The sequence below is a fragment of the Pseudomonas phytophila genome, assembly GCF_025643095.1.
GTDB lineage: Bacteria > Pseudomonadota > Gammaproteobacteria > Pseudomonadales > Pseudomonadaceae > Aquipseudomonas > Aquipseudomonas quasicaspiana.
Window position 1 is genome coordinate 3,347,435 of record NZ_CP081201.1, and the last position, 18,756, is coordinate 3,366,190.

At 57.5% G+C, this 18,756-nt stretch carries 13 protein-coding genes and 1 pseudogene; 7 read left to right on the forward strand and 7 right to left on the reverse strand.

What is annotated here, in order from left to right:
• Nucleotides 1-43 precede the first annotated feature (43 nt).
• The 5 genes and pseudogenes from K3169_RS15195 to K3169_RS15215 form a co-directional block, all read right to left on the reverse strand.
• A complete protein-coding gene (locus tag K3169_RS15195) occupies nt 44-796 on the reverse strand; it encodes a hypothetical protein (protein WP_122395239.1) in 753 nt (250 codons plus the stop codon).
• A gap of 87 nt (nt 797-883) precedes the next feature.
• The gene (locus K3169_RS15200; protein ID WP_263267054.1) at nt 884-1,684 is read right to left on the reverse strand and encodes a hypothetical protein; all 801 of its coding nucleotides are present in this window, start codon (nt 1,682-1,684) and stop codon (nt 884-886) included.
• 5 nt (nt 1,685-1,689) lie between these two features.
• Nucleotides 1,690-2,472 carry a hypothetical protein gene (locus K3169_RS15205; RefSeq protein ID WP_049826887.1) on the reverse strand — a complete coding sequence of 261 codons (783 nt, stop codon included), beginning with the start codon at nt 2,470-2,472 and terminating at the stop codon, nt 1,690-1,692.
• A 503-nt stretch (nt 2,473-2,975) separates the two neighbouring features.
• Nucleotides 2,976-4,346, reverse strand: a pseudogene (locus tag K3169_RS15210) (DUF3999 domain-containing protein); the annotation flags it as partial.
• Nucleotides 4,343-7,174: a DUF2339 domain-containing protein gene (locus K3169_RS15215; protein ID WP_263267056.1), complete on the reverse strand. Its 2,832-nt coding sequence runs from the start codon at nt 7,172-7,174 to the stop codon at nt 4,343-4,345. The gene K3169_RS15215 and the pseudogene K3169_RS15210, both read right to left, overlap by 4 nt.
• Before the next feature lie 258 nt (nt 7,175-7,432).
• Between K3169_RS15215 and K3169_RS15220 the strand changes: the two genes are divergently transcribed.
• The 7 genes from K3169_RS15220 to K3169_RS15250 are packed head-to-tail and all read left to right on the forward strand — an operon-like array spanning nt 7,433 to nt 14,931.
• The gene (locus K3169_RS15220; protein ID WP_122395236.1) at nt 7,433-8,449 is read left to right on the forward strand and encodes a beta-ketoacyl-ACP synthase 3; all 1,017 of its coding nucleotides are present in this window, start codon (nt 7,433-7,435) and stop codon (nt 8,447-8,449) included.
• Entirely contained in the window at nt 8,449-9,456 is a 1,008-nt protein-coding gene (locus K3169_RS15225) for an NAD-dependent epimerase/dehydratase family protein (RefSeq protein ID WP_263267057.1), read from the forward strand. Before K3169_RS15220 ends, K3169_RS15225 begins: the two co-directional genes overlap by 1 nt.
• A complete protein-coding gene (locus K3169_RS15230) occupies nt 9,453-10,307 on the forward strand; it encodes an MBL fold metallo-hydrolase (protein WP_263267058.1) in 855 nt (284 codons plus the stop codon). Before K3169_RS15225 ends, K3169_RS15230 begins: the two co-directional genes overlap by 4 nt.
• Complete coding sequence (locus tag K3169_RS15235; RefSeq protein ID WP_231670777.1) at nt 10,297-11,655, forward strand: F390 synthetase-related protein; 1,359 nt, start codon at nt 10,297-10,299, stop codon at nt 11,653-11,655. Before K3169_RS15230 ends, K3169_RS15235 begins: the two co-directional genes overlap by 11 nt.
• Nucleotides 11,643-12,797, forward strand: a complete 1,155-nt coding sequence (locus K3169_RS15240; RefSeq protein ID WP_263267059.1) for an ATP-grasp domain-containing protein — start codon at nt 11,643-11,645, stop codon at nt 12,795-12,797. The genes K3169_RS15235 and K3169_RS15240 overlap by 13 nt, the downstream gene beginning before the upstream one ends.
• Nucleotides 12,794-13,933 carry a hypothetical protein gene (locus tag K3169_RS15245; RefSeq protein WP_263267060.1) on the forward strand — a complete coding sequence of 380 codons (1,140 nt, stop codon included), beginning with the start codon at nt 12,794-12,796 and terminating at the stop codon, nt 13,931-13,933. Before K3169_RS15240 ends, K3169_RS15245 begins: the two co-directional genes overlap by 4 nt.
• Nucleotides 13,930-14,931, forward strand: a complete 1,002-nt coding sequence (locus K3169_RS15250; protein ID WP_263267061.1) for an aromatic ring-hydroxylating oxygenase subunit alpha — start codon at nt 13,930-13,932, stop codon at nt 14,929-14,931. The genes K3169_RS15245 and K3169_RS15250 overlap by 4 nt, the downstream gene beginning before the upstream one ends.
• 1,185 nt (nt 14,932-16,116) lie before the next feature.
• Here the strand turns inward: K3169_RS15250 and K3169_RS15255 are convergent.
• Nucleotides 16,117-17,853 (reverse strand): DUF4344 domain-containing metallopeptidase, encoded by a 1,737-nt coding sequence (locus K3169_RS15255; protein ID WP_263267062.1) that lies wholly within the window; start codon nt 17,851-17,853, stop codon nt 16,117-16,119.
• Between the two features lie 106 nt (nt 17,854-17,959).
• Nucleotides 17,960-18,430: a hypothetical protein gene (locus K3169_RS15260; RefSeq protein WP_164581497.1), complete on the reverse strand. Its 471-nt coding sequence runs from the start codon at nt 18,428-18,430 to the stop codon at nt 17,960-17,962.
• Nucleotides 18,431-18,756: the final 326 nt, after the last annotated feature.

Genomic DNA, 18,756 nt, shown 5'->3' on the forward strand with positions numbered 1-18,756 from the left:
GAAACGGGTGCGAAGGCCCCATTCGGGGTGGGGCCGATGTTCATCAAAGAGAAGACAGCTCTTTCGGCACTGGATAGTGGCTGCCGTCATATTCCAGCGTGAAACGGGTAATCACCGGTTTGGCTGAGATCCTTTCACACTCTTCGCCCTTGGGCCGGTTCTGGGTGTCGATGACTTTCTGCTCGATTTCCAGGGCCGCGAGACCTTTATTGCTTTTGTCCGAGATGGAGATCGTGCGCTGCGTCTCGGTAAATTCGCCAGCACAACGAGTGTCCCATTCACCGTTGCTTCTTTTGACCTCCAGCCCACTCACCACCGGCTTCAATTGAGCGCCTGGCAGCGCTGCGTACAAGGTCAGGACTTTACTTTCGAACGGATTGGGACGCGACGAGCCGCCGTAGGTAACTCGCACACCAAACGCTCGCAGCTTCGGTGCCAACTGATAACGGGCAGTATCCAGTTCCAGTCCGGAAAAATAGATGGCGTCTGAGCTGATCGCGGCTGCTTGATAGTGCTGCGAGATGATCTTGCCATTGCTGGCGTTCGCGACGATTACACCGAGGCCATAGTCGCCCTGGCCATCCTCGGTGACATTTTCGGCGAAGGGCAGAGCGGCCAGAACCTGGCTGGAGTTGGCCGGATTGATTTTGCACACCGCGTGCTCGCTGTCGAGCTTCAAGTCCGGGCGCAGCGTCTCGGCCCATCCCCGAATGTTGTCTGCACAGCTGGCCGATGCAAACACTGGTAACGCAAGCAATGGGAAGAAAAACAGGGGTAAGACGGTAAGTTTACGCATCGAGCTGTAGTCCGTTAGTAAGGGGACGAAAAATGAGTGCCAGCGGAGAATGTCCCGTTAGTGCTCACATCTTGAAGTTGCTCGGACCTACCGATAAGGCATTCTTGTCTGAGTACCCGCTATCAGCGTAAACAGGCGGAATGACACCACCACGACCAGTATTTTCAAAACAAAGCTCTCGCTCCATAACATAATCATGCTGGGTGCCGCTCCATGTTGGGGGGCTAAAATATCTTCATGGAGCAAACTGACATAAAGGCCGGGCCACTGAAGCATAATAAAATAGGTGGCCAGTAGATACGGAATGAATACCCACAGGATACAGCCCACCACTCGCCAGAACTCCCCCTTCATCATGAGAAAACTCTCACGTATCGCGGCGACACAGTTACGACCCCTCAGCAATACCAGGCAATGGCAGAGGGTCAGTCTGATCATCAGCCAGATTGCGAAAGGGTAAGGCAAATATCTGACTGTTTGCCAGAACTGGGTAGGCAGGTAGTCAAAGGTATTGAACATGAGCTGCCTCCACTCGTGCTCCCCCATGAACGGCAAATCACCGAGTATGTACAGCAACTCATTGAGCGCTGAAAGCGCCGCCAGATAGGGCCAACGGCGTAGCGCGATGGACAGTAACTCGGCCTTGCCTAACTGTTCGTCGCGGCTGCGGGCTTCCAGAGTGAGAATCACAAATGCCGCGTAGAGCGGTATAAAGCCTGTATTGATCAGCGCGCTCCAGGCCCACGCAGTGTCGTCCCCCAGTTGGCTTCTAATGAGCTGTCTTAAAAGCATCTCCACTAACAGCACTGGCAGGCATAACACGGCGATGCTCAGGGCATTTTGTCGTATCAGGCCAAATGAAGATTTTATAATGTCCAAAGGCGCCATACGGATCACTCCTTATTGACTGGTCGTTCGGCGACCACTGTGAAAAAGCGAAATACCACAATGGTCGTAAACAGCCGGATAAAACCCGCGAATATCGAATAGGCCGTGACGCTAGCTGGGCTGTCTTGCTGAAGAGCAATCATGACGTCTGCCGCCCAGTCGGGCTGCGGAATGAATACGATAAGAATAGCCAGCAACACCGGGGCCAGTAGTAACGCAAGGCAAGCCACTACCGGCCATAGCAGCCCTCTGGACAGGATGATACTTTCGCGTATTGATGCTTTTATCGAGAGTCCTCGAAATATCACCAGGCACTGATTAAACATCAGTCGCATCATTGCCCACAGTGCCAGGAAAAACACTGCCCACTTGAATGCCGCCCATACCCCGGGAGGGATGAACTGAACGGTGGCAAGGATGATCTTTAGCCACGTATCAGCCGAAACGAACGCCAGACCGGCAATGACGATCAGTATCTGGTCGAGCGCAGACAGCACAGCCAGCGCTGGCCACAGGCGTATTACTTTGGACAGTAAGCCGGCTTTGGCCAGTGGCTCGTCCCGGCCGCGCGCATCGAGAATGAGCAGCAGCAATCCGGTGTAGAGCGGCGGGATGACTGTGCCGATTATCGCCTGCCATGCCCAGTCGTTATCGATACCCAATAAGCTTCTACTGATATCTCTTATGAACATCTCTACGACCAGAAGTGGAACGCACAGCAACGCGATACTTCCGGCGTTACGGAATAGCAGGCGAAATGACGCTGTCAGGATCTTGAGCGGATTCATTCAAATTTCTTCACAGAGGATAAAAGCTCTATCCGGTTATTTTTCTGCGGTGAATAACGCCTAGGGCGTTGTAACAGCGCGACTGCATTAACTGATCCACTGAACCAGGAACCGGGTTACGGCCCCCAGCGATCGAACACGGTATTTTGTATCGCAGGGTCATACACTATCTTAACGTTCTCGGTCTCACTGACCGCCTTGGCCAGCGCAAGGAATATCGTGTTGCACGTGTGATGACCTAGTCGTAACTCGCCGAATTCAGGCTTCGCCCCCAGTGTCCAAATATGACCCCGAACTTCATTGTCATGGCTCAATTCTGACCAGACAAAAACCGATGCTTCCGGTTTGCCATTCACATTGAGGTAGACGTTACTACCCACGCGCGTCCCCCCAAATCGCGCCTGATAATAACCCTCAAGAGCTTCCCATTCACCCGATGGCGCTCTTGTGAACAGCAGAGGAGGGGATTCATCGCCAGCAGAGCCTGCTCTGGCCTTTGATGGCGAAGCGCGCAGCGTACTGAATGCCATCCAGCCGAGCAGCATCACGCCCAGAACCAGCACTGACCAGAGCCCGACACGTTTCCAGTCGATACCTGATGCGTCATCCGGTGACATCGGGATCAGTTTGACCTGCGTATTGTCGGCTTCAGCGCGACCCAGACTATTCATTTTCTGCGGGGTGAAGTCCGGGATCAGCGTCGCAATCGGTAAATCGGCGGGTTTTGCTGCAGCGTTGCCAATCGCCAGGGTAAACGGACCGTCGCCCCGGGCCAGAAACACCACCTGCGGCGCGCGCAACGCGAAACGCAAGGTAGGCGACGAAGAGCCCAGTCCTCCGCCGCGCTCGTCGAGTTCGAGTTTGACCTGACGCACGATTGTGCCGTTGGTCTCTACTTCATTCTGGACAACTTCCTTACCGTCTTGCGTCAGCCGGTAAAGCAGGCCATTGCCGATGGCCTGCCAGGGTGCCTTGCTGTCCGTTCGACCGTAAAAGCGGCCCGGGGCGACGCTGTTAGCCTGGGCAATGTTGACTTGCAGGCGCTCGACGGGCAGGCCATTCGGTAATCGCCATATATAGCTGCCAGCTTTTTCAACGCTGCCAGTCACGGGTTCCGACCAGGCAAGCGGTAACGGTGGGGTGTCGGTATTCACCGTCACCAACTGCGCTGACGTGAGCATCGGTGCTTCGGCCGAGGAGCTCCATATCAGGCGCAGATAACGTGCGGTGCGACCGGGCAGGGTGACCTCGCGCTGTTCTACAGTTTGATCGTCGAATGACAGACGCGCTACCTGGCTCGCGCCCCATGGACTCCAGTTCTGCAAATCATCGCTGGCTTCGATGCTGAAACGCTGAAATCCGTCTTGAGCGCTATCCCAGTCAAGAATCAGTTTTTGCAGAGGTTGTTTGATGGTGCTGGTGTCCAGCAGCCAGCCTCGCAAGACCTGCTCATCCGGAGATGCGCCATCCTGAGGTTGAACCTCCACGAGCGTACCCGTGGCGCTGCGCTCGACCTTGATCCTGGGCGCTCTGTCGAGCTCGTCCGCCCGGTTGTAAAGAGGGAACCACTTCACCATCGTCGGCGCTTGTGACTGCTTCGCCTGAGGCGGATTACGGTCGAGGGCATACGCCTGAGCCTGTCCTTGGGCATTGAAAATGCGCAGATCACCCAGATCCTGCTGTCGAGAATTGAGCTGCACATTCATGGGCAGCTCAATTCGATACCACGGGCCGTTACCGCTTAGTTTCAAGGGGGTCTGGCTGGCGAAATCTGCCTGGTTGTCATCAGCGCTGGCAAGTGTCGAGCCAAGCAATGCGACACCACACAGGGCTAGCCGGAACAGCTGCTTATAACTCAAGAGTGTGCTCCTCATAGTGACAGGTCCGGTTTGCCGGCAACTGAATCAGCTTTTTGCGTGTTGGTCTTTTTTGGCGGCAGAGGGGCGAAGTAGCCCACCACCAATAGCAGGATGCCGACCCCGATGAAGGAGATGACCCGCGCCATACCGCCACGGTCGCTCAGCTCTACCAGGAACAGCTTGGCAACCACGACCCCGATCAGCACTGCGCCGGTAATCCATACTTCACGCTGCCTGCGAAGGTGGCCGCTAATCATTAGCGCCAGTGCTATAAACGTCCAGACGATAGAGAGTGCCGCTTGCAAGAGCGTGGGATCGATGGGACTGCGAAACACCATCCCGGTGATCAGGGCGAACAACGAAGCACCGCCCGTAATGACCGCCAGTCTTTCGGCATGTTTAGCCTCAATGCCAATCAGCGGCAGGTTATGACGGATCCAGTTCACGATCCCCAGCAGGGCAAACAACAGGCCCAGATCCAGAGGGTTGAGCAGTGGTATGTAAGGCAGCGGGTCGGCTTTGACGTTGCTGTAGTAGTTCATCAACCAGAACCACCCCAGCGACCAAAGGACAAAGGGAACGGCGGCCCAAACGCGATAAGCCTTTGGATACGCGTCAACCGGCCATGGCCAGCGACGGCTCGCGGCCATGGCAATCAGGTAAAGGCTGGGGATCAGCGAGCCCGCAAAGGAAAACCAGGCGCTGTAATCAGCATTGGAGTCGATAAGGTTATCCAAGCCGTATCTCAGCTCAAGGCTGAGCAGCACTATGTATAACAACGCCCCCAGAATGTGGGCGCCAGTCACTGCCCTGCGAGGCAGCAAGTCAGCCAGGCGATGCAACGAGAGCATGTGCACCATCAGCAATGCGGTCCATCCCACCCACGCCCAGTGTGCAAACGGGTGTGTGTACTCGGTCAACGAGAAGACAAGTACAAGCCAACTGACCGGTTTCAGCCCCAGGCATAGCGCAGCCAGGCCGGGCCAACGCCAATGTCTCGCCCCAAAAGTCCACAGACCGACACTGATCGCGACTGACAGCAGTAGCAGCGAAGCGAAAAGGGTATGAGGTGCCAGGTGCATGTTCGCTACGAGTAACGACGTTCCCCACCATGCACCGCCCCAGACCAGAAATATCGCGGAAAGTGCTTTCTCGTTCATGTAGCGCAAAGTCTTGATGCGGTGCACCTGCAGGGCGCTGAACAAGCCGGAGAGGGCGATGATCATTGGCGTCCAGAAATCCCCCCCTTTTGTTGAGGGGAAGTACCAGGTGGTCATCACGCCGATGAATGCCAGACCTGCAGCTATTTGCAGCAGCACCCCAAAGCCACGAGCCAGCAGACGTTGCTGACGCATACCTAGCCAGAAGATTGCCGCACCTTCGATGGCCCAGGCGCTGGTGGTCCACTTCGCGCCCAGTCCCAGCGGAATGGCGAGGGTGGCAAACACGATGCCGAGTGCCAGGCATGTTTCAACCAGCAGCAAGGCACGTCCCGGTACCCGGCCAGAAAGCAGGCGGGCGATTCCCATGTAAAGCAGGCCCAACGCCAGGGCGCTGAACGCCGAGCCGAATTCGAGATCGGCTGTCAGTGCGTATTGCAAACCGAAGCCCACGAGCGGCGTACCCAACAGCAGCGTGCCGTCGACGTAGTCACCCTGACGTCGGGACCATTGCAGCATCGCCTCGCGGCCGGCGTCTGTCGGGGCATCGCTGAGCTCCTGCAGTTTGCGTCGGGCAAACAGAAGTCCGATGGCCAGATACATCAGGAAGAACAGAATCAGGAACGGCTCGACGCTCCAGAACAGATCCGGGGTGTAGGAGCGCAACCCCCATGCCACGCCAATCCCGAACGTGCCAAAAAAACCGATCAGATTGAGCAGACGCCAGGTCTTGAACCAGGCGATAGCGAAAATCCCGACGTTGAGCAAAGCGAAATAGCTGAACAGCGTGACATGACTGCCCTGGCCCGTGGAGGAGAGAATCGGCGCGGCAAAACCGCCCAGTGTCGCCGCACAGGCCAGCGCCAGGGAGTTCTGAGTAATCGCGAGCATGGCGGAGAACAGCATGATGACCACCAACAGCGCAAAGCCCAGCGTCGGGTCCAGTAACTCATGCACGCGAATGGCACCGCTGACGGTCAGGTACAACACGCCGACGCCGGTGCCTTGCATCATCAGCGCGAAGGCTGGTTTACGATGGCGCAGCCACCAGCCCAGGCCGAGCAACGCGATTGCGCTGCCAGCAACCCCTGCGTATCGGGTTTCGATTGGCACCACAACGCCTTCGGTGGCGTAACGCAACAGAAAGGCGAGCCCCAAAAAGAGCACCACAGCCCCTATTCGCAGCACAGTATTGCCACCCAATAACCAGTCACGCGCAGCCATGAAAGCGACGTTTACAACGTTCGGCATGGAGGGTTTTGGTGGGGCAGGTCGAGTGGGCGGCTGGCTGGTGACGGGCGACGCTGCGGGCTTTATGGGTAAGTCCGGGGTTTGCGAAGGAAGCTCCCAGACGAGCTCCATCTCAGGCGCCTGGCTTACAGAAGTGGAAGTAGTGTCGGAAAGCGGCGCAGATGCTGCGGCTTGCCCTGGCGAATCCGATGCCTGCACAGGCATCGACTCCAGCAGAGAGAGGCGTGCTTGCAAGGTTCCAATCTGCTGCTGCGCTTGCGCCAGCTGTTCGCTTTGCCGGGCAGAATCCAGGCGCAGCGTCGTTACTCGCTGATTGAGCCAGACGCCCAGGCCCAGCAGTAGCAGAGGAGCGCCAATGACCCAGATATAAGCCGGATTATCATTGAGAAAATCGGCTATCCCCAGACCCATTTCCAGAAGAAGAGACAGCACTCAATAACATCCTTTTTGATCAGCAACAGGGGCGCATTGATCGCTCACTATTAAGCGTCAGTGCGTGACGAGGCAGTCAAAAATCTGCCAGCCGTCGCCTGAAAGTTATGAATAAGTCTGAAGTTTGAAATCTGCACTTATTTTCAATAACTTAAAGTGTTTCGAGCGCGTAAAAAATAGTACACCTGTACTATACCGCCGTGCGGTAATCACCCCGTATAAGTGTCAATACAATGATCTTCTCTAAACGGAATTTGAATGCACACTTCACCGCTGGCTTTGCCCCCAAGGCGTGTGACCATTCTCGGTTCCGGCCATGCGCTGCCGGACAGAATAGTCACCAGTACCGCCCTCGATCATGAGTTGGGCCTGGCGGCGGGCAGCGTCGAGCAGATCAGCGGGGTTGTTCATAGGCATGTTGCGTCCAGCGCGGAAACGGCTGCAAGCCTGGGTGCGGCTGCCGCGCGAAATGCCTTGGCGGCCGCCGGCATCGAGCTGGACCAGATCGACTTGATCGCCTGCGCCAGTGGCACTATGGATCAGGGCATGCCCTGCAACGCCGCATTGTTGCAACGAGAGTTGGGCATGGGGCACTCAGGCATTCCCGCGATGGACATCAATGCCAGTTGCCTGGGGTTCATTGCCGCCGTCGACACCTTGTCATGGCCCCTCGTTGCGGGCCGCTACCGGCGCGTTCTGCTGGTCTGCTCAGACATCGCCTCCTGCGGGCTGGACTGGCAGCAAGTGGAGGTCAGCGGCATTTTTGGTGACGGCGCAGCGGCTGTTGTTCTGTGCGCCAGCGAAGGCGGAGCAAAAATTATCGCCTCGAACCTCAAGACGTTTTCCGAAGGTGCGCATTTATGCCAGATCCCGGCCGGTGGATCGCGCTTTCACCCGCGGCGTATCGATATCCCGTTCGAACCTCTGACCAGTTTTTCCATGCAGGGCAAAGGCGTATTCCGTCTTGCCGCGAAGCACCTGCCCACTTTGGTGAGCGATCTGCTGGATCAGGCGGGCCTGAATCAGGATCAGATCGACTGGGTAATCCCTCATCAAGCCAGCCAGCAAGCGATGCAGCATGCGGCCAGACGCCTGGGTTTTGCCCCGGAAAAAGTCATCGATGTATTTGCTCACCACGGCAACCAGGTGGCCGCATCGCTGCCGACAGCGCTGGACATTGCGATTCGTGATCAGCGCATTCAACGCGGGCAGATTCTGATGTTGATCGGAACCGGTGCCGGGTTATCGATCGGCGGCATGATCCTGGAGTATTGATGAAAGTTCTCGTGACCGGTGGCACAGGTTTCATTGGTCGGCATATCGCCTGGCGACTTGCCTCCCAAGGCTGTGAAGTGCTGTTCAGCGGCCGCAACCCGGTAGCAGCGGCGGATGTCATTCGCCATAGCCCTGGCGCGATTCAGTGGCTTGCGCTTGAGCACGGTTCTCCAGCCGGGGCGAGCGCGCTGGTTGAGGCGACGCATGGCTGTGCGGCAGTCGTCCATTGCGCGGCGTTGTCCTCGCCCTGGGGAACAACAGAAGCGTTTGCCCGGGCCAATCTGCTGGCCACCGAAGAGGTCCTGAACGCCTGCCGCGTCAATCAGGTGAAGCGCCTTGTACACCTCTCGACGCCCAGCCTGTACTTTGCCTTTCGCGACCGGCTCGACATCCATGAAAGCGAACCTTTGCCTGCGCCGGTCAACGAGTACGCGCGCACCAAAGCGCTGGCCGAAACCATGGTGAAGGAAGCGGGTCTTGCCGAGGCGGTGATTTTGCGCCCGCGCGCGGTATTCGGCCCGTGGGACGGTACGTTATTGCCGCGCCTGTTGCGTGTCATGCAGCGTGGACACATACCGCTGATGCGCGGAGGCAGGGCTCAACTGGACCTGACCTGCATCGACAATCTGGTACACGCCGTGGAACTGAGCCTCAATCAACCGTTGCCGCGCCCGGTCTGCACCTACAACGTGAGCAACGGTACGCCGCTGGCCGTTGAAGATCTGCTGCAACGCATTGCCGAACAATTTCAGCTGACGCTGCGAACCCGACGCCTGCCATGGCGGGTCGTGGATGCCGTAGCGCTGGCGTTCGAAACCAGCGCTCGCCTGCGGCAAAGTGGCGAACCTTTACTGACTCGCTATGGTGCTGGAGTGCTTGCATTCAGCCAGACCCTTAATCTGGACGCGATACGCAACGAGTTGGGTTACCGCACGGTGATCACTCAGGAGGAGGGCATTCGCCAACACGCTCAGTGGTGGCTTGCGCAACAGGGCATCAAACAATGAGCCGGACGGTCAGCCTCAACGTTTTGCGTGCCGGTTGGTGCCGACATCTGGCATGCATGGCAGATCGCAGCGCTCGTTGGGCGCCGACGCGTTTCCCGTCATTGTGCGGGCTGATTCGCCATCCCGTCGCTGGCTGGATCCTGTACGACACGGGCTACGCCGAACATTTCTTCAAGGCTACCCAGGACCTGCCAGAGCGTTTGTATCGCACAGCGGTGCCGGTGCAGTTGCCCGTTCAGGAGCAATTGCTCGCCCAACTGAAGGGCTTCGGCATTCAGCCGGAGGATATCCGCACAGTGATCATTTCGCATTTTCACGGCGATCATGTCGCCGGGTTGCGAGACTTCAATCAGGCTTCATTCATTGCTCTTGATGCTGATCGGCAGCACATTGAAAGCCTGCGCGGCTCGCGTTGGCGGGCCACCCTTGGCGGCCATTTGCCTGGCTTGTTGCCGGATGATTTCGCCAGTCGGCTGAGCCTTGCCGATCATTGCAGGCAAGCAACCTTACCGGAATGGATGGCCCCCTTCACCCATGGCCTCGACCTGTTAGGTGACGGCAGCCTGATCGGTGTGCCGCTACCGGGACACAGCCATGGCCAACTGGGTCTATTTATCCCTGATGCGCAAGGGCGTCCGGTGTTTCTGGTGGCCGACGCTTGCTGGTCGGTGCCCGCGTGTCGCGCAGAACGACTGCCGGCGGCGCCCGCGCTGTGGTTTGCCGGTCACGACGCCAGACAATACCGACAGACCTACGCCAGCCTTGGCACGCTGATCCGGCGAGAACCCGCCGTGGCAATGCTGCCTTCGCACTGCACGCATGCCTGGGAGGCGTTCAGCAATGAGCAATGAACGCTTGATCGGCAAGCTGCGCAGCGCACTGAGTTTTCTCAACAGTCGCTATCGCTTGCGGTTCACTCGACGAGAGCAACTGGAGGCGTGGCAAGCTCAACAGTTGAAGCATTTCCTGAAAGATGTGTTGCCGACAGCCGAGCGCTTCAAAGACCATCAGTACACGCATCTGGCGGACTTTCCGCTGATGGACAAAGCGACAATGATGAGCGACTTTGCTGCTTACAACACTCGCGGTCTTGGTCTGGATCAGGTCTTGCCAGTTGCGCGGCGGGCAGAAGAATCCCGCGACTTCAGCCCCACGCTGGGCGATATAACTGTGGGGCTTTCAAGTGGCACGTCCGGTAACCAGGGCGTGTTTCTGGTCAGCTCCCTTGAGCGTCAGCGTTGGGCAGGGATTCTCCTGGCGCGGACCTTGCCGGGCCGCTTCCTTCCTCGTCTGCTGTGCTTCTGGCAAGCGCCTCTGCGGATCGCTTTTTTTCTGCGTGCCAACAGCCGCTTGTACACCACGTTGAGCAGTCGCCGTATCGACTTCGCCTTTCACGACCTGACACTCGGGCTCGACGCTTCACTTGAACGTCTGCAGGCACAGAATCCCGATGTGCTGGTGGCTCCGGCGACCGTGTTGCGAGGTCTGGCTGAAGCCTCATTGAACGGGCTTTTATCGATACGTCCAACGCATATCCTGTCGGTTGCCGAGGTGCTTGAAAGCACGGATGCAGATGCCGTGCTCAAAGCCTTCGGGGTGATGCCGCAGCAGATTTATCAGGCCAGCGAAGGCTTTCTCGGTTACACCTGCGAGCAGGGGACTTTGCACCTCAATGAAAGCCATCTGCACATTGAGCCGGAGTGGCTCGACGCCGAGCACACCCGTTTTCAGCCCATCATTACCGACTTTTCAAGACGCACGCAGATGATCGTGAGGTATCGCCTCAACGACGTGCTGCGCATCAGTGAAGCCCCTTGTGCTTGCGGACGGGTCGAACGGGCGATTGCCACTATCGAGGGGCGTGCCGACGACATTCTCTGGCTGCCTGATGTGGCGGGACGTCAGTTGCGGGCGCTGTATCCGGATGTCCTGCGCCGTACCTTGCTAATGCATGGCGCTAAGCTGCAGGAATATGAGATCCATCAGACCAGGCTGAACTGGCAGATCAACATTCAGGCCTACGGCGATCATGACGCGCTGTGCAAGGCGATCAGCGAAACCCTTCACCAGTTATGTGCCGGGCAGGGCATGCGTCCACCGGAGTTCATCTTCGGGCACTGGCAAGCGCCGCCCCCGCACGTCAAACGCCGACGTTTGAAACTCCTGCAATTGCCTGAGGGGCTGCCATGCGCGTACTGATTCTGGGGGCTCGTGCACCGGCCTGTCTGGAGTGGGCGAGGGCCTTCAACGAGGCCGGCTGGACCGTGAGCGTGGGGGACTCGCTGGGTCAGCCGCTGAGCCGTTTCAGTCGTTCAGTACACCACTTCGTTCGTTTACCCGAGCCCAGACTCGACCCCGCAGGCTGGATCGAAGCGCTGGCCAGCGTGATCAAGGCAGAACGTATCGACGTGTTGCTGCCAACCTGCGAAGAAGTGTTCTATCTGGCCCATGGCCTGGAGCGCCTCAGGCCATTGTGCCGGGTGCTGACCAGTGATTTTGCGCTGCTGCATCGGCTGCATCACAAGGGCCAGTTTGCGGCCATGATACAGGGCTGGACGTTGTCGACACCCGAAACCCGGCTGCTGACGGATTACCCGTCTGTGTTGGCGTTGAGCGCGGAGACTGAGGAGTGGGTGTTCAAACCGGCTTATTCGCGTTTCGCTTCGCAAACCCTGATTCAGCCAAACGTGACGCAGTTGAGTCAAGTCCAGCCCAGTATTGAAGCGCCCTGGGTTGCGCAGCGGTTTATTCATGGGCGGGAGTTTTGCAGCTTCAGCGTGTTGATCGATGGCCAGTTGCGCGCTCATAGCGTTTACCAGCCGCGCTACCGTGTGGGCCGGGGTTCGGGGATCTATCTTTCCCCTGCGACGCCGGAACCTGTGCGTCGATTCCTGGAGCAGTTCGGCCGTGAAACCGGCTATACCGGGCAGGTCGGCTTTGACTTTATCGAAGATCAAGCAGGCCGTTTCCATGTGCTGGAGTGCAACCCGAGGGCCACCAGTGGCGTGCACCTGTTCGACAATCAGCGTCAGGCGCTGGTGAACAGCCTTGGCGAAGCATCCAGCGGCATGATTGAGCCTACCCAGGAACCGCGCATGATCGCACTGGCGATGCTTTTACTGGCTGCGCCGTCACGTGCATTGAGCGCGGCGTTCTGGCGCGATTACCGGCTGGCCCGCGACGTGATCGTTCAGCAAGGTGATGTCCTGCCGCTGGCCGCCCAATGGTTGAGCCTTGGGGAAATCATCTATCGCGCTGCCTCCCGCCGCTGCGGGTTGCTGGCCGCATCCACCGCGGACATCGAGTGGAACGGGCAGGCATTAGGGGAGCCGCCCCAGTGAAGCTGTTGTTTCGGGAGCAACTCCTTCAGGAGCCGGTGACCCCCAATGACAGTCCAGCCCGACAATACGTCCGCGGCTGGACCGAGGCAGGACTGATCGCCAATGTCAGCACTCGGATGGCGCTGCTGGACACCGGGACGCAGCAGCTTGCGGTGAGCATCAATGATGGACACGACCCTGAAGACAACTGCTATGTGGTGTCGCCCCGTACCGCCTACAGCGGTTACGCCCGCGAAGAACTCAACCGCATTGGCCGTCCGTGGCTGACCCGACCACTGAGCGCCCTGACCCAAGGCGTGGACGCCTTGTTGAGCGCAGCCAAAGTCGACAAGCTGGTTCATGTCAACAACTGGTTGCTGTCGACCAATCTGTATCCCGCTGACTGGGATCTGAACGAGCTGCCGCAGATCAGCGCTTTTTTGCAGCGAACATTTCCCGATCACGCTCTGTGTTTTCGCTCGATCAATGCGTTCAGCAACCGCGAACTGAAACAGCGTTTGAGAGGGCTCGGCTTCCTGAGTATCCCTAGCCGACAGGTGTATGTATTCGACGGCCGGAGCGGGGCAGATGCGCCGTTCCTCCGGCATCACAACACCCGACTCGACCGCACTCTGTTGCGACGCAGCCCCTATGAAGTGGTGCCTGGCTCGGCCCTGAGCGACAGCGATTTTGTGCGGGTAGAGCAGCTGTATAACCTGCTGTATCTGGACAAGTATTGCAGGCTCAACCCGCAGTACAGCGCCCGCTGGATGCAGCGTGGTCAACGTGAAGGCTGGCTGGAGATACGCGTTCTGCGCACCCCGGATGGCCGTATCGACGGCGCGTTGGGCTGGTTTGCCAATGACGCTACCATCAGCACCCCGATTGTGGGATACGACACTGCATTGCCACAGAAAACCGGCTTGTACCGGCAATTGACCTGTCTGTGCCTGCTGGAAGCCGCCGAGCGCCGCACCGTGCTGAATTTCAGCTCCGGCGCTGCCGGTTTCAAACGCTTGCGCGGGGGGCAGCCGCAGATCGAGTACAGCCTGATCAAGGTCGCCCATTTGCCCTGGCGGCGTCGCTGGATATGGCGATTGCTCAGCGTTTTGCTGCATGGAATAGGTGTGCCCCTCATGAGAACACTCAAACTGTGAATCCCCTTTCTCAATGGTGGCCGGTAGCGCTGAGCCACAAACTGAAAAAAGACCCGATGGCCTGTCAGGTTCACGACATGCCACTGGTGCTGTTCCGCGCCGATGATGGACGCGCCGCCGCATTGCCGGATCGTTGTCCCCATCGTTTTGCGCCATTGAGTCAGGGCAAGGTTCGCGATGGACATATCGAATGCCCTTATCACGGTTGGCGGTTTGCCGCAGACGGCCGTTGCACCCGGGTACCCGGCACTGATCAGTGCCCCTCCAGCAAAGCATTGCTTAACAGCCTGGCCTGCTGCGAAGCCCACGGCCTGGTGTGGGTCTGCCTGAATGACCAGCGTCCAGCTGAGGCGCCGGTTGCCCCGGCCCAGCAGGGGCAGAAACTCGATACGTTCTGGATGACGGATCAAGTGCAGTGCTCATTGCAGGACGCAGCGGAGAATTTCCTGGACGGATTTCATACTCATTTTGTTCATGCGGGCTGGATTCGCCACGATAAGCAGCGCCAACGCATCTCGGCCCGGGTTCGTCCGCTCGATGACGGTATCGAAGCGATTTACAGCGAGGAGGGCAAACAGTCAGGGCTTATCTCACGGTTGTTCGAAGGGCAGCGGGGCGAGAGCATGGGGCGTTTTCGTCTTCCCGGGCTTTCGGAAATCGAGTACCGCGATGGCAACGATCACCTCAATCTGCTGGTCAGCGCCTGGATGACTCCGTGTGCTGACGGGCAGTTGCGGGTCTTTGCGCGAATCGCGACTGCGCGGGGCAAAATTCCCGCCGTACTGAAACGTGCCGTATTGCGGCAGGCGTTCAAGGTCATCCTGCGCCAGGACCGACAGATTCTGGAACAGGTCAGTGCCAACAGACGACGCTTCCAGCAATACCCGGCCACGCCCCTGGACGGTCCGCAAGACTTGCTGGGGCCTGGCATCCGGCATCTGCTTGAGCAGGGGCAGCCGCTGGTTTTTGACGAGCGCTCGTTTGATATCTCGCTGTGAAGCAACCCAATCTTCGCGAATGAATTCGCTCCCACGGATTTGCGCACAGCTTCAGGTTCATGAAGAGCCTGTGGGTCCGAATTCATTCGGGAAGGCAGTATTCCTGACGATACAAAGGCTGCGGATGTACCGGCCCCTTCGCGAATGAATTCGCGCAGATAACCGTCTCAGGCGGATCGCAAATCCCTGTGGGAGCCGGGCTTGCCCGCGATACTGGCGACTCGGTTTTATGGCCATACCGCGTCGTCGTTCATCGCGAGCAAGCTCAGCTCCCACAGGTTGGTAGCATCTCAAGCTCATGCAAAACCTGTGGGTCCGAATTCATTCGGAAGGCAGTATTTCAGTCGATACAAAGGCTGCGGATGTACCGGCCCCTTCGCGAATGAATTCGCACAGATAACCGTCTCAGGCGGATCGCAAATCCCTGTGGGAGCCGGGCTTGCCCGCGATACTGGCGACTCGGTTTCATGGCCATACCGCGTCGTCGTTCATCGCGAGCAAGCTCAGCTCCCACAGGTTGGTAGCATCTCAAGCTTATGCAAAACCTGTGGGACCGAATTCATTCGGGAAGGCAGTATTCCTGACGATACAGCTACATCGAATGCACCGGCCCATTCGCGAATGAATTCGCACAGATAACCGTCTCAGGCGGATCGCAAATCCCTGTGGGAGCCGGGCTTGCCCGCGATACTGGCGACTCGGTTTCATGGCCATACCGGGTCATCGTTCATCGCGAGCAAGCTCAGCTCCCACAGGTTGGTAGCATCTCAAGCTCATGCAAAACCTGTGGGTCCGAATTCATTCGGGAAGGCAGTATTCCTGACGATACAGCTACATCGAATGCACCGGCCCCTTCGCGAATGAATTCGCACAGATAACCGTCTCAGGCGGATCGCAAATCCCTGTGGGAGCCGGGCTTGCCCGCGATAGTGGCGACTCGGTTTCATGGCCATACCGAGTCGTCGTTCATCGCGAGCAAGCTCAGCTCCCACAGGTTGGTAGCATCTCAAGCTTATGCAAAACCTGTGGGACCGAATTCATTCGGGAAGGCAGTATTTCAGTCGATACAAAGGCTGCGGATGTACCGGCCCCTTCGCGAATGAATTCGCTCCCACGGATTTGTGTTTGCAGGGAAACATAGAATCCCCACGGGTAAAAGTCTCGGGACCGGTAGCTGAAAAATCACTACCGGCTCTGCGCATCCTGGCGATTGATTGAGTCGTTGGCGTCTTTCTGGTAGCGCGGCGCGAAGTGCGGCAACAGTAACCGGGCCCAGGAAGAGACGATTTTGCTGGTTTCCTGAGGGCAACGCGCAGCTCTCGACTTTGGAAGCAGCCCTCGATCAACGATTGAGGCGTACTCCTGCGGATTACGGCCGTACACCATGCAGAGCAAGTTGTAATACCGCTGTTCGTTCAGGGAGTGCTCGTCCGAGAATGCATCGTGGAGTGCATTGCCATTTTGTAGTGAGGCATTGTTTTTGAACCAGGTCGCGGTCATCGACAATACCCGGGTGAGCTGCTCTGGGGTTTCATCACGGTTTACATGCATCAGGATCATGGTCGCCGCCATTTGATCGACTGCATCTTCTTCCCGGCCGGTAGAAGGCAGGTTCAACAAGTCGATAAACGCATGCCCGGTTTCATGCAGCAGAATAAACCGCAGGTTGGACTTCACGTAATCGGTTGGAAAATCCGGGTCGTTGTTCGTATTCAGTTCATCGGCCTGACGCAGCAGGTAGTTAACCATCTCATAGCAGAGGAATACCGCCGAGTCTTTCGGGCTGTAGAACGCATTCACCATCCCGCACTCCATGGCCACATAGTGCAGAGGGCGAGGCATCATGAACATGCCGTCCATGGCGTCAATTTCTACGTTACCGACCAGCAGGTCGGCCTTGCGCGTGAAACGATAGGCTTCTTCCAGCCGTGCATCACGAGGCGCCTGATACGTATAGGAGAACCGCGTGCCCTTACCGTCCGAGACATCGGTTTTTTGCGCGTTCTGTGCGGCAGGTTGCTGCTGTGCGGGTTGTTGTTGTTGTTGTTGTTGTTGTTGTTGCACAGGTTGCTGTGCGGGTGGTTGCGTATTCGCGTTGTTCTGAGGCGGGTTGCCGCCGGACTCGTTTTTCGCAGCCTGAGCCAGCCCGACAAGGTAGGAATAGTCAGGCTCTCTGTTTTGGCGAGGGGTATCGAAGGGCTCGAAGCTGTTTGAAATCAATACCGAGATCGCCTGCATTTCTGCATCCCGGCTGCCGCTCCAGACCAGATCATAACCACGGACTTCGCCACCACGCTGTTCATAGCGGCTGTAGTATTTGCCGGTGCCGCGATCACCCGCGATGATGAACAAGCTGCCTTTTCTGAACGAGTAAGTCACGGTGGATTTACCGTTGCCGGTCAGGTCGTTATACAACGTGTCGATGGCGTCGGGTTTGACCCTATCAATACGTAATAGCTGGATCGAAACACTTCTGTCTTCGGAGTCAATATTGACGAAGTTGGGTTCCGGGTTAGTGGTCCTGGTGAGCAACTTTGAAGGGTAGGCCAGCGTCACGCCGGATTTGGGCTCGGTGATAGTCGTCCAGCCATACTTCGTGCGGTTATTCAGCGCCATACCACCCAGATGCACGGCGAGGTCGGCATTGAGCATGCCGGTGCCAGGTTGCTTGTATTGCTGCTGAACAGTTGCAATGGCGTCCCGGGTGCCTTTGCCAAACTGACCATCGATCCAGCCGTTGTAAAAACCGCCCCAGATCAAGCCTTCCTGGATCAGCTTTCGCTCATCGTAATTGAGCGAGCCTTCGGTGTTGTCGGCATTCTGGGTGGCGTAGGGGTTAGCGGGGGCGGCGACACCCGCGAACACACTTGCAGGCTGCCAGCCCAAAGCTGCAACGGTCGTGATGAATGCCACGTGCAGCATTCGATTTTTCCAGCTCGTCGAGGAGCGTGTTTCTAAGGTCCCTATCATCAATGGAATAGCCCCTGAAGTGCGCTCGCCAGATTAAGTAAGTTCGTCATCGTTCAGTTCAGTTCTCAGGCAGGGCTTCATAGCCTTCCAGTGCGTAGCCTTTGATACTCGTGCCCGTCAGATGAGCGTCATCGCACCTGTAACTTCGCCTTTCATAACTGTAGGAAGTTCGTATGCTACTCATATTTATATCGCGCAGCAGTCGTCGGAATTGCCAGCCTTCCTCAACGTCATAAGTCAGGTGTTTGTCATCAATGGCAACCACACCGTCGGAGTAGATCAACGTCTGCCTCGATCCGTTATCACCGGGCAAAGGCTGCGGATCGGCTTTCTGCTGATCGGTTCGCCAGGTCGCCTCAAGGAAAGCACGGCAGGCGGCAGCGCTGGGCAACGTGCGGTCTTCGAGCGTACTCGGCGGCAGTTGCCCGCTGGCATGGACGCCGGCGGGCAGTACCAGAAGTACAAGTGACACCATGAAGCCTGCTGAGGCTTTACGCGGTGTTGTTCTCCAGACGGATGCAGTAGCCATACTCCGTATTATCCTTAATTGCTGCACTGTCGACGGCTTTTAATGTCTGCCGCGAAATCACGCTATTGGCATAATTAGCAAGGCGGTGGTTATTAGCAATTTACGGGGAAACGATAAAATTCCAATAGCACATCCGTACTATAGGTGTCGCGATAGCGAGTGTGCTAACAACTAACTTTGACGAGCGTTGTTTCAAAGGCATCAAAGATTCGGACATGCTCAGTGTGCCTCCGGCCAGGCATCTACCCAACCCCATAAGGTCCAGGGACTGATGTGCAGTTAAATTTAAGCGGGCGCCAGTTCCCCTTTTAAACGGGGGGTCCTGC